The 12860-nt window shown below is 43.6% G+C and carries 11 protein-coding genes; 6 read left to right on the plus strand and 5 right to left on the minus strand.

The genetic code is table 11. The features are described from left to right. Window positions 1–35 precede the first annotated feature (35 nt). From B1A85_RS13145 to B1A85_RS13155, 3 genes are all read right to left on the minus strand, one after another. Entirely contained in the window at window positions 36–413 is a 378-nt protein-coding gene (locus tag B1A85_RS13145; protein WP_104547566.1) for a MerR family transcriptional regulator, read from the minus strand. A 92-nt stretch (window positions 414–505) separates the two neighbouring features. Beyond that, window positions 506–1150, minus strand: coding sequence for a Uma2 family endonuclease (locus B1A85_RS13150; protein WP_104547369.1), 645 nt, complete (start codon window positions 1148–1150; stop codon window positions 506–508). 4 nt (window positions 1151–1154) lie between these two features. Further along, complete coding sequence (locus tag B1A85_RS13155; RefSeq protein WP_104547370.1) at window positions 1155–2369, minus strand: acetate/propionate family kinase; 1215 nt, start codon at window positions 2367–2369, stop codon at window positions 1155–1157. 328 nt (window positions 2370–2697) lie between these two features. On the opposite strand from B1A85_RS13155, the gene B1A85_RS13160 reads away from it, so the two are divergent. The 4 genes from B1A85_RS13160 to B1A85_RS13170 all read left to right on the plus strand — a co-directional run bounded on the left by B1A85_RS13160 (window position 2698) and on the right by B1A85_RS13170 (window position 8135). Then, window positions 2698–5205 carry a CHASE3 domain-containing protein gene (locus B1A85_RS13160; protein ID WP_104547371.1) on the plus strand — a complete coding sequence of 836 codons (2508 nt, stop codon included), beginning with the start codon at window positions 2698–2700 and terminating at the stop codon, window positions 5203–5205. Between the two features lie 116 nt (window positions 5206–5321). Further along, window positions 5322–7607, plus strand: a complete 2286-nt coding sequence (locus B1A85_RS13165; RefSeq protein ID WP_104547372.1) for a response regulator — start codon at window positions 5322–5324, stop codon at window positions 7605–7607. A gap of 148 nt (window positions 7608–7755) precedes the next feature. After that, entirely contained in the window at window positions 7756–7905 is a 150-nt protein-coding gene (locus B1A85_RS23935; RefSeq protein WP_168192401.1) for a hypothetical protein, read from the plus strand. After that, complete coding sequence (locus B1A85_RS13170) at window positions 7905–8135, plus strand: hypothetical protein (protein ID WP_104547373.1); 231 nt, start codon at window positions 7905–7907, stop codon at window positions 8133–8135. Before B1A85_RS23935 ends, B1A85_RS13170 begins: the two co-directional genes overlap by 1 nt. Here B1A85_RS13170 and bchM read toward each other — a convergent pair. Beyond that, a complete protein-coding gene (bchM, locus tag B1A85_RS13175; RefSeq protein WP_104547374.1) occupies window positions 8115–8798 on the minus strand; it encodes a magnesium protoporphyrin IX methyltransferase in 684 nt (227 codons plus the stop codon). The two genes, B1A85_RS13170 and bchM, sit on opposite strands and share 21 nt — an antisense overlap. A gap of 106 nt (window positions 8799–8904) precedes the next feature. Next, the gene (gene nagA / locus B1A85_RS13180; RefSeq protein ID WP_104547375.1) at window positions 8905–10089 is read right to left on the minus strand and encodes an N-acetylglucosamine-6-phosphate deacetylase; all 1185 of its coding nucleotides are present in this window, start codon (window positions 10087–10089) and stop codon (window positions 8905–8907) included. A 165-nt stretch (window positions 10090–10254) separates the two neighbouring features. On the opposite strand from nagA, the gene purE reads away from it, so the two are divergent. Beyond that, window positions 10255–10773 (plus strand): 5-(carboxyamino)imidazole ribonucleotide mutase, encoded by a 519-nt coding sequence (gene purE, locus B1A85_RS13185; protein WP_104547376.1) that lies wholly within the window; start codon window positions 10255–10257, stop codon window positions 10771–10773. A gap of 412 nt (window positions 10774–11185) precedes the next feature. Beyond that, window positions 11186–12808: an ammonium transporter gene (locus tag B1A85_RS13190; protein WP_210404435.1), complete on the plus strand. Its 1623-nt coding sequence runs from the start codon at window positions 11186–11188 to the stop codon at window positions 12806–12808. The last annotated feature ends 52 nt before the right edge of the window (window positions 12809–12860 follow it).

Below are 12860 nucleotides of genomic sequence, written 5' to 3' on the forward strand. Positions count from 1 at the left end.
ACCTTGACGTTAACGTCAATATAGATTGAAAAAAATTACTGGCTATTGATTTGCTCAATACATTTTTGAATTTTAGTAATATTGAAAAGCAACTCTGAACGAAACTGCGCGAGTGCGCTTATTTTGTCGTCGGTTTCTTGGAGGTGTGCTTGGAGAATTGTCAATACCTTTTGCTTAGCTTTGAGTTCGGTTGGATCTTCAAAGTACAAGTCGATGACGCTAGCAATTTCTTCGAGAGTTAGTCCGAGTGCTTTGAGGCAATCAATTTTTTGTAGTCGCAGTAACTCAGCTTCCGTATAGTAGCGAAAGCCACTTCCCTCCCGTTCACTTGGGTGTAATAGTCCTAGGTTTTCGTAATAGCGAATCGTTCTTGGAGTCACGCCAGCTTTTTGTGCTAGCTCTCCAATTCGCATTTTTTCAATCACTTTGTTTACTGATGCACCAGATTGACGTTAACGTTAACTTGTAGATTAGTGCATTTTTCCTCTGGTGTCAAGTTTTGTTGTCATTGACTAAAAGCTTGCAAAAACCAAGCAGCAACAGCGGTATTATCAGTGTCGCGGCTGCGTTGTAAACCTTCTTCTAAACGCGCGATCGCGAGTCCTGGTAATACACTTGATTCGCTAATTCGTTGGCTACCGCCATTTGAAAGAATTTTAAAAGCTATAACTTGCGTCTTATTCACGTCTACTACCCAGTATTCACCAACTGCTAAATCTTCGTATAGTAAACGCTTTTGCCCGATATCATCGGTTAGCAATGTATCTGCTACTTCAATGACTAAATCTGGAGGTGGATTAAATTCAAGATTAACAACAGAAGAACCAGTAGGAGCGCTCGTTACTCGTTCTCCAACGTAGTAAGATGCATCTGGTTGGGCTTCTATAATACCTGGTTGGCGATAGCTGCAGTTAATTAGTAACTTCAACGGTATTCCTTTAGCAACGCCAAATAAGTTTACAAGTAGAACAATTAGTCCATTATCTAAAGAATGATTAGGTTCTACAGGCGACATTTCTAACCTTAATTGTCCGTTGTGGTAATAGCATTTGGCTTTTGCATATTCAGGTTGTGTTGTCGCTTGTATAAATTCTTCCCACGTACAATCTACCCAAGTATCTGTAGGTAGTTGTGTTTTGAGTTCGTTCATAGTGCTAAGTATCAAGCGTGAGTTTCCAGCATTCAGTAGCGATCGCCCAATCTTCTTGAGTATTGATAATTAAAACGCGCACTGTAGAATCATCTGTTGCAATATCAGTATCGCCTGGAGAATCAGCATTTTGAGCTAAATCGAGCTTTAAACCTAAAAAAGCAAACGATTCACAAGCCTTAGCACGTAATTGAGCTTGATTTTCACCAACACCACCTGTAAAGATTAATGCATCTAAACCGCCCAAAGTTGCTAGCATTGCACCAATGTGTTTGCGTAACGAATGCACGTACATATCGAAAGCAAGTTGAGCGCGCGAGTTTCCAGAAGCGATCGCACTTTGGATTTGACGCATATCTTGGGATACTCCAGAAATTCCCTTTAAGCCAGAACCATGATTGAGGATTTCATCGAGCTTATCTGCGTCGAGTTCGCGATCGCGCAACAGGTAAATCAAAATACCAGGATCGATTGAGCCGCAGCGACTTCCCATCATTAAGCCTTCTAGGGGAGTAAAGCCCATTGTCGTGTCAATGCTGACTCCATCACGAATGGCGGATAACGAACAGCCATTTCCTAAATGACAAATAATCAGCCGTAAAGACTGTAAATCGCGCTTTAGCAGTGTTGCAGCTCGATGCGCGCAATATTGATGACTAATTCCATGAAAACCGTAGCGACGAATTCCCTGCTCAAACCACTCATAAGGTCCTGGATACACTGCTGCACTTAATGGTATTTGACTGTGAAAGGCGGTATCAAACACGGCGACTTGTGGTAAAGATGGTAGCAGCTGTTCAATTGCTTCGATGCCTTCAAGATTCGCAGGATTGTGCAAAGGTGCAAAGTCAGATAAAAGAAGAATAGTATCTTTGACTTCAGGAGTAATCAGAGTTGCTTTGCGGTAATCTTGACCGCCATGAACAACACGATGACCTGCAATGTCAATTTCACTGAGATCGTCGATCGCCTGCGTTTTTCCACTCACCAAGGTATCGAATAAGTAGGAAATGACTTCAGGGCGCGAATCGGTTTCAAGTTCGGTTTCTAAAACTCTATCTTGAGCATTGATTTTAATAGCAGCTACTCCAGGATGTTTGCTCCAGTCTACTTTCGCTTCCCATAGCGGATGTGGAGGCGAGTCGGGTAAAGGATCGCTCAGTTCGTACAAACAACTTTTTTGGCTACTCGATCCTGCGTTAAGGACAAGGATTTTCATAGAAACAGCCTTTTTGCTTACATGACTACTGTAGCGATTGCAATGCTTGAAGATATGTTGTTAATTGCACAGAGGTGTTGTTTGATGTACCGCGCAATTGTAAATACTCATATCAGTGTTAGGCAAGTTTAACGCAAAAATACTTATTTTCAAGATAGGATCGGACTAAATTCAACCGAGATCGTCGACATTTTGTCTGAAAGCTAGACTAAATAACACGGCAGGTATTTATGCAACTGTCAACCGACAGGACAACAAAATACATAATTGATACAGTGTACGAGATAGCTTTATTTCGCCAAATGCGATAGAGGGGGCGATCGCACTGATGCTACGCTCCGTTCCAAAAAGATTAACTGTAGGATTTTTTGTTGTTTTAGCGTTTGCGTTGAGTAATGCGGCAATTTCGTATCGCAGTACGCAAAGACTGATTACCAACGAACAAGCGATCGCGCACAGCCATCAAGTTATCGCCGAACTCGAAACAACACTCTCAAAGCTTAAAGATGCAGAAACTGGGCAACGCGGCTACTTACTCACAAGAGATACGCAGTATTTAGCACCATATGTGTTAGCAAGGATACAAACACGAGAACAACTTGCCAAGCTTAAGCAACTTACTGCAGATTCCCCTACGCAACAGCAACAAATTGCGCTGCTAGAACAAAAAATGACAGCTAAACTTGCCGAACTAGAACGCACAATCGACTTAGAGCAGAAAAATCAGTTCGATGCTGCAAGAGCCATGGTATTGTCTGGTCGCGGTAAGCAATTGATGGAAGATATTCGCCAAATTATCGGCGAGATGGAAAAACGCGAACGATTTAGACTCCAACAACGCGCCCAACAGTCACAAAATGGCTTTCGCGATGAAATGGTGACATCCTCAGTCGCAACGCTACTTAATGTCGGATTATTGGTGCTGCTGTATTCCTTAATGCATCGCTACATCAAACAACGCCAACAAGCAGAGAAGTCACTCAGAAAAGCGAACCAAACACTAGAAACGCTGATTCAATCATCACCACTCGCAATTGTAGCACTAACACCAAACGGAAAAGTTAGTTTGTGGAATCCTGCGGCAGAAAGAATTATTGGTTGGAGTCAGCACGAAATCATTAACCAGTATTTGCCTATTTTCGACAGTCAACAACTCGATCGTCACCTGCAAGCGCGAATCTTACGAGGTGAAGCCATTAGCGATCTTGAACTGACGATTCATAGAAAAGATGGTCAAGCGATCGCAATTTCGCTTTCTACCGCACCTTTGCGCGATACTAACAATCAGATTAATGGGATTATGGCAGTGATTGCCGACATTAGCGATCGCTATGCTGCCGAACAAACAATTCGCGAACAAGCCGCATTACTTGATATTGCCACCGATGCAATTTTTGTTCAAGACTTAGAAAAACGAATTTCTTTTTGGAATAAAGGCGCAGAACGTTTGTATGGTTGGCAAGCGCGAGAAGCTTTAGGGAAAAACGCTGATGAACTGTTACATACAGAACCAGCACTCTTAACTTCTTCGCAAGACAAGCTCAATACACAAGGCGAATGGCAAGGCGAGTTGCGCCAAGTTGATAAATATGGCAAAAAAATTATTGTTGCTAGCCGTTGGACATTAGTCCGCGACGCGCAAGGAAAGCCTAAATCAATTTTAGTAGTCAATACTGGCATCACCGAAAAGAAGAAGCTTGAAGCACAATTATTGCGCGTACAAAGGATGGAGAGTATTGGTACGCTAGCTGGTGGAATTGCGCACGATCTTAATAATGTATTGACACCAATTTTAATGTCAGTACAACTATTACAATTGAAGTTTAGCGATTCTCAAAGTCAACATTTACTCAACTCGTTAGAAAGCAACGTTAAACGCGGTGCAGCATTAGTGAAACAAGTTTTGTCTTTTGCACGGGGTTTTGAAGGCGATCGCGTTACTTTACAAGTAAAACACTTAATCTCAGAAATTATTCATCTTATTAAAGAAACCTTTCCCAAATCAATTGAAGTTGTCACCGATATTTCTCCTCATTTATGGACAATTTTTGGCGATGCAACGCAACTGCATCAAGTATTAATGAACTTAGTAGTGAATGCGCGTGATGCGATGCCGAATGGTGGTCTTCTCAGTATTCGTGCAGAGAACACTATAATTGACGATCACTATGCTCAAATGAATGTAGAAGCCTCGGTAGGGTGCTATGTGATGATTAGTGTCATTGATACAGGTAGCGGCATTCCACCAGAGATTATCGAGCGAATTTTTGAACCATTTTTTACCACTAAAGAAGTTGGAAAAGGTACTGGTTTAGGATTAGCTACAGTCCTAGGAATTGTGAAGAATCATGGTGGATTTGTGAATGTTTATAGTGAAGTTGGCAAAGGAACAAAATTTAGCGTATACTTACCGGCAACCGAAGCAACTGAACCACAACCAACTAAAGATAGCGAACTTTTTTTAGGAAACGGTGAATTGATTTTAGTTGTTGATGATGAAACAAGTATTCGCGAAGCCACTAAACTCTCTTTGGAAGCATATAATTATCGCGTTATAACTGCCAGTGACGGGACTGAAGCCTTGACAATTTATGCTAAATATCAAGCTCAAATTGCCGTAGTTTTGCTTGATATGATGATGCCTTCTCTAGATGGAAAAATTACAATCATGATGCTCCAAAAAATGAATCCTCTGGTGAAAATTATTGCCATAAGTGGGCTAAGTTCTAATGAGGAAATCGCTACAAAAACGGGTTTAGGCGTAAAAGCTTTTCTACCGAAGCCTTATACAGCCAAAGATTTATTAGCAACCCTACACTATACGATCAAAAAGTAGAATTAATGAGAAATTCTGCCTTTTGCAAATAGGAAATTGGTAACCAGTGACTTTTACTTATGACTGCTTAATGGCTAGGATAAGTATGAAGAGACAATAGGCGTGAGCCATCCACTATGAAAATTTTAATAGTAGAGGATGACGAGTTTATTACAGAAGCGCTGCGCTTAGTTTTGACACAGCAGCACTATGTAGTAGAAACAGCGAATGATGGTGAAGCAGCTTGGGAGTTAGTACAAGTTTTTGCCTACGATCTGATTTTGCTCGATGTTAAGTTACCGAAATTAGATGGTATTAGTCTCTGTCGGAGGTTGCGATCGCGTGGCTACCAAATGCCGATATTATTAATTACCGGACAAGATAGCAGTCACGATCGCGTTGTTGGTTTAGATGCAGGCGCAGACGATTATTTAGTTAAACCTTTTGACCGCGAAGAATTAGTAGCGCGGGTTCGTGCATTGTTGCGGCGTGGCGATCTCGCCTCAACTCCAGTACTAGAGTGGGGAAAACTGCGCCTCGATCCGAGTAGCTGTGAAGTAACCTACGACCAACAGCCAGTCCATTTAACACCCAAAGAGTACGCGCTTTTGGAACTCTTTCTCCGCAACAATCGCCGCGTGTATAGCTGCAATGCCATTTTAGAACACTTATGGTCGTACGATAAAACTCCAGGCGAAGAAGCAGTAAGAACGCAAATCAAAGGATTGCGACAGAAATTAAAAGCTGTAGGAGCCACTGACCTCATCGAAACAGTTTACGGCATCGGCTATCGCTTAAAACCACTCGAAACCGCATCGCTACCACCCGTAGAAATTGGCAAACAAACGCAACAACAAACATTGTTTGCGATCGCCGGAGTGTGGCGTCAATTTAAAGAACGTGTTAGTCAGCAGGTAGCCTTACTCGAACGCGCAACCGTTGCACTGTTGCAAGAACAACTCAACGACGAATTACGCACAACAGCCGAATACGAAGCACACACTTTAGCTGGTTCTTTAGGTACATTTGGCTTGAATGAAGGTTCGCGCATCGCTAAAAAAATTGAGCGCATCTTTCAAGCAGAGTCAATTCCAACCGAAGCAGCAGCGCATCTGTGTCAATTAGTAACCGCTTTACGTCAAGAAATTCAGCGTCCCGAAGCCCAAGGTATGGCGACAGAACATCAAGAGGAGACATCACCTTTACTGTTAATTGTTGATAGCGATCGCCTGCAAGCCGAAGAGTTAGCCAGGATTGCTCAACAACAAGGAATCCGCACGCGAGTTAGCACAAACCTCGTTGCGGCGCGCGAAGCCATGTATCGCGAAAATCCACAAGTCGTGTTACTCGATATTGCGATTTCCCCAACTACCGAGGAAAGCTTGCAACTGATTGCTCAACTACACAAACAAACACTATCAGTTCCCGTTGTGGTTTATACCGCACGCGATAGTTTATGCGATCGCCTCGCTGTCGCTAAGATAGGAGGGCGCTATTTTTTACACAAGTCAACTCCACCAGCAGAAGTCATTGCTAAACTCGCTCAAATTTTACAAAGTAGCGATCGCATTGCCAAGGTGATGGTCGTTGATGACGATCCGCAAATTCTTGCTACTGTCCGCAGTCTTCTCGAACCCTGGGGGATGAAAGTGATAACGCTCGCCGATCCGCGTGATTTTTGGGAAACGCTAGCAACAACTCACCCCGATTTGCTAATTTTAGATGTCAAGATGCCTCACGTCAATGGCATTGATTTATGCCAAGTTGTGCGCAACGATCCGCAGTGGAATAGCTTACCGATTGTGTTTCTCACAGCTTACAACGATACGGATGCCGTGAATCAGGTGTTTGGTGCAGGGGCGGATGACTTTGTGAGTAAGCCAATTGTTGGTCCTGAATTAGTGACTCGGATTGTCAATCGTTGGGAACGCATTCAGCTTTTGCGGAATTTTGCAGAAATTGATCCACTTACAGGTGTGTTTAATCGTCAAAAAGCAATTCAAGAATTTGAAAAGTTACTCAACCAAGCCAAAGCAGACGGTCAACTGCTTTCCTTAGCAATTATTCGTTTAGACTGTTTGCAACAGATCAACATTCGTCATGGTTATACTACAGGCGATGCACTACTACGGCGTATCGGACAACTCTTGCAACAATTCTTTCACGAGCAAGCGATCGTTGGTCGCTGGGCAGGCGCAGAATTCATGATAGGAATGTATGGTACAAGTCGCGGTGATGGGAAAGCAAGATTAAGCGCAGTGCAAGAAACGCTACATCAAGAATTTGCTACTGATGGCACTGGCAAACTTAACTTTAGTATCGGCTTCGCCCACTATCCTGAAGATGGAACCGACTTGCAATCGCTTTACTTAAAGGGGATAGCAGCACTCGCACCGATGAATATTACCGCAACTTGTGCTTAACGCGTAGCTTTAGGCGTTACTATTCTACAGGCATTTACAGCTGTTTCAAGCCGTAAATTTCTAAGATCGCGAATGCGAAAACGGCGATCGCACTTGTTGCAATCAAGCCTTACAAACTCAGTTTGACCGCATCAATTTAATGCGCTTGATGTTCGATCCGCAGGGACTACGCCCTTTGGTCACCAACTGGCAAGAAGTTGCAGGACATTTAATTCGGAGAGTACATCGCGAAGCAGCTATTGAGGGACAAAGTGAAAAATCAATCGCACTCCTTAACGTAACTACTAGCGTATCCTGATGTACCGCAATCGTGGCGCGATTTACAATGTTAATTTTGTTAAAGGCGATCGCCAGTTTAATTTCTTCTCGACGATCGCCACTTTAGGAACGCCCTATGACATTACACTTCAAGAATTACGAGTTGAATGCTTATTTCCCGCAGATAATGTCACCGCAGAAAATATGAGAAAACTACAAGCAGGATATTTACTCATACGTCAACCAATCTCAGCTACGCACCGCTTCTAAAATACGTGAAAAGTAAAAGCGAGTGCGTGTCATTGCTTGTCGTTGAACCGTAAAGCCTTGGCTATTGAGAATCTTTACTACATCAGCTTCTTTGTGTAAATAAGCACGAGTTGCTTTACTAGGTCCAGGAAAGAAACTACCAATCTTTTTGAGTAAACTTAAAGCAGGAGTTTTGGGCGCAAAGCTAAGAATCAAGCGTGACTCAGACAACGAACACAAATGCGAAATCATCTCAGCTGCTTGCGCTTGTGGATAGTGAATCAGCACATCTAAACAAATGACACTGTGATATTTGCCGCTGAGGTGTTCTAAATCTTGTACCGCAAACGTGACATTATCTGTGTTAGCTAATTCTGCCGCAGCACGATCTTTAGCTTCTTGCACCATTTTCTCGGAAATATCACTCGCATAAACTTTAGCACCAGCTTGCGCTAAGGGAATACTCAGACTTCCCACACCACAACCTGCATCGCAAATTGACATTCCTGCTAAGCGATCGTCTTGTAACCAGTTGAGAACTGTTTCTACGGTTTGCTGATGCCCGTTACGGATATCGAGTTGTACTTTATTAACTTCACCGTTGCCATAAATCCGTCGCCAGCGATCGAACCCTGTAGAGTTGAAGTAATCTTTGACTATTGTTTTATCGTCTGCTGCGTTCATAAAACTAGTATTGATGTGAGTCCCCAACGCTTTAACTTATCACGGGTTGGGGGGAAACAGAGCAGAGGGAGCTTCAGGAGCAGAGGGAGAATAATTACGAATGTTCTTAATTGGTATCACTCATTTCTATTTGCTCACTTAATCTGCGCCAAGTCAGTTCTTTTGTTGTATCATCCCAGTGCCAGCGCAGCAGTTGACTTGCATTACTACCAATAAATTCTGGTAGGTGAATGGCTTTACGAGGTGCTGTTGTAGCAAGCGCGATCGCACTTTCGACATCACAGATATCCCAGCGTACCAACTTTTGGACTCCTACAAGTAAAGGCAGTGTCGTTCCGGCTAGCGTATCGTCAGCTAATCTTGCCGTACCACGACTAACTGTAATTTGGCGCGTATCCCAAGGATAAGTTCCATCAGGTAATCCTAGAGGTGCTAAAGCGTCACTCACGAGAAAGATTTTTTGGGCGTAACCGCTTGCTTTCAACAAAATTTTCAACATTGTGGGGCAAACGTGCTGCCCATCGGCAATAACACCACACCACACCCCAGGATACACGATCGCTTCTCCCAATAGTCCTGGTTCGCGATGATGCAGCCCTGGCATTGCATTAAACGCATGAGTGACCATTGTTGCACCTCGAGCGAACGCGCGTTGTGCTTCTTTTGCGGTGGCTTGTGAGTGACTGAGACTGACGGTAATGCCAAGCGAACGTAGATAAGCGATCGCATCTCCAGTCGCGTCTAATTCGGGTGCTAAGGTTATTACTTTCACAATCGACGCATAGTCACCAATCACGCGCTGAACGTTTTCAATTGTCAGCGGTAGTAAATATTCAGCTGGATGCGCGCCGCGTTTGTGGTAATTCAAAAATGGTCCTTCTAGATGCACGCCCAAAATTTTGGCTTGCTGCGGTTCATCCTTTTGCATAAATTCCGCAATAACAGCAAGCGATCGCTGGAAATTCTTGAGAGAAGTTGTCACCAAAGTTGGTAAAAAACCATCAACTCCTTGTTGCCATAAAAACTGACAAATCTTCTCTAATTTAGGAAAATCCTGCATTTCAATTTCCGGAAAAGCCAGCCCCAGCGCACCATTAATCTGTAAATCAACACCTCCCAAAGAAATCCAATCTCCAGCAACATCCAAACTTTGCGTGGGTGTTGCGTCACTCATCGGTAAGATTTGAGTTATCCTACCCTGCTCGACACAAATTTGCTGTAACCCTGCGTAACCAGGTAGCCGTGTATTAATAATATTCAAATTGGTGCTCGGTGTTGTTGATTCGGTCATCACTTATATCACGAAGATAAGTAAACCCAATAAAGCTGACACACTTACTTTATTCTTAATTCTTAAAATCTTTGTGTCCTTTGAGTATTTGTGGTTCGTTATTAATATAAACTTCATACGCAACAATAAAATGCCAGTTGACAACAGCCCTTGCAGGCAAAAATTATGACTCAACCGCTTGTTGGTATTATTATGGGCAGCGATTCTGATTTGCCCACGATGAAAGAGGCGATCGCGGTTTGTTCTGAATTTGATGTCGCATACGAAGTCGCGATTGTATCAGCACATCGCACGCCAGAACGCATGGTAGACTACGCCAAATCTGCCCATCAACGCGGGCTAAAAGTCATTATTGCGGGTGCGGGTGGTGCGGCGCATCTTCCAGGGATGGTTGCGGCTTTAACTCCTTTACCTGTGATCGGAGTTCCTGTTCCTAGCCGTCATTTACAAGGAGTTGACTCGCTGTACTCGATTGTACAAATGCCTGCGGGTATTCCTGTGGCGACTGTGGCGATCGGCAATGCAAAAAACGCTGGATTACTCGCCGTGCAAATTTTGGCAACGCACAATTCGACGCTATTGCAACAAGTGCAAGCATACCGCGCTAGCTTAACGACGATGGTGGTGGAGAAGCAAGCCAAGTTAGACGAACTTGGCTATCAAAAATACTTATCTAATTTGTAATAAAACGTATCAGTCAAAAATGATGCATTTTCTGCATAATTTTGACATAAAGAACACAAAAAATTGCTTTTTCCTAGTTTCTTTATGCTTTTTTGCTGTTGGCGGACGTTTGCTAGGCTTTGGTTTTTATTCCAAACTAGCAAAACTAATCGGCGAGTAACTGTGATTATTTATACAGATTACTAGCTTAAAAAAATACAAAATCAAAGTCTCAAAACTATCAATAATTCTTCTGAGAACTCATCTCGTCACCCTGTCATAAGGGCAGGAATTATTGAAGTCTGCTTGAGCAAGGAGGCTAATAGATCGAAGACATCTATTAGAACCGCTTGTGCAGCTTACCTTAAAGCATAAATAGCTATCAGATTAAAGCTTTGGATGTGTTTTCGCAGTTGAAGGATCGGTTCAAGGAATGAAGCTAAAAATAAAGCAACAGAAAAGATGGAGAGATAAAAGGCGACCTTATTCAGCAAGTCGGTACGCGCGCTCCTCAGTCAGAACAAATACATTTTTTGCACAGTTGCACAAAGCAATCAAGCGGCTATCTCCTACATGGCGAGCTTGCATTCCGCTATCAATTTTTATAGTTTTAGGATGGGGTTATGCTGCTGTTGCACAAGATGCGCCTGCTGGTGGTCTTGGCACACCACAAGACTTAATAGATCTTAGAGTTGGCTTAGATACTTTGTGGGTGTGTGTTGCTGCGTTTCTAGTATTCTTTATGAACGCTGGTTTCGGGATGCTAGAAACTGGCTTTTGTCGTCAAAAAAACGCGGTTAACATTCTGGCAAAAAACTTGATTGTGTTCGCGCTATCGACGGTTGCATTCTGGGCGATCGGCTTTGCGCTGATGTTTGGCGATGGTAATGCTTTCTTTGGTACAAACGGCTGGTTTTTGACAGGTGCAGACAACAGCCCAGCCACAGGAGATGCATATCAAGGTGTCTTTAGCGCTCTAAACTGGACAGGCGTTCCCCTTGGTGCAAAATTCTTATTCCAGTTGGTATTCGCGGGTACTGCGGCAACGATCGTATCTGGAGCCGTTGCGGAGCGCATCAAGTTTATTGACTTTTTGATTTTTAGCCTTTTACTCGTAGGTATCTCCTATCCAATTACAGGTCACTGGATTTGGGGTGGCGGTTGGCTTGCTGAAGCTGGCTTTTGGGATTTTGCGGGTTCAACCGTTGTTCACTCAGTCGGTGGTTGGGCAGCACTGATGGGAGCAGCTATCCTAGGTCCTCGTTTAGGTAAATACCAAGATGGCGTTTCGGTCGCCATGCCAGGACACAACATGAGTATTGCAATGTTGGGTTGTCTAATCCTGTGGCTAGGCTGGTTTGGGTTTAACCCTGGTTCGACGATGGCAGTCAGCCCCAGTATTGCGCATATTGCCTTAACAACAAATATTGCAGCGTCAACAGGTGGAATCGCGGCGACAATTGTTGCTTGGGTGTATCTTGGTAAGCCGGACTTGTCAATGATTATTAACGGTATCTTGGCAGGTTTGGTAGCAATTACCGCGCCTTGTGCATTTGTGAGTTTACCTTGGGCAGCCGTTATTGGTTTGATTGCGGGGATTATTGTCGTCTTCTCCGTAACTTGGTTTGACAAAATCCACATTGACGATCCTGTAGGTGCTACCTCGGTTCACCTAGTTTGTGGCATTTGGGGAACGCTAGCGGTTGGTCTTTTTGCCGAAGGTCCTGGCGGTGCGCTGAATCTTTATGAAGAAGGTGCTGGTCCTATCCGCGGGTTACTGTTGGGTGGTGGCTTTGGCTCCTTGTGGCCGCAAATTATTGGTGTCCTCTCAGTAGGTGGCTTTACCGTTTTACTTACAACTATCTTCTGGTACATCCTGAAAGTGACATTGGGAATTCGCGTCACGCCCCAAGAAGAAATCGAAGGTCTGGACATTGGCGAACATGGTATGGAAGCTTACAGTGGATTCCTCAAAGAAGCCGATGCAAGCGGCATAGCCGATCCAAGTGCTTATGGTGCAACGCGACGTCCTGGGGATGTGTCTAGTACTTACTAGTTTTGGTTAACGTCCTACTTGTCATTTCTCCATAATTTCTTGACCGTCGCAA

Origin of the sequence: Chroococcidiopsis sp. TS-821, assembly GCF_002939305.1 — a bacterium.
Lineage (GTDB): Bacteria > Cyanobacteriota > Cyanobacteriia > Cyanobacteriales > Chroococcidiopsidaceae > Chroogloeocystis.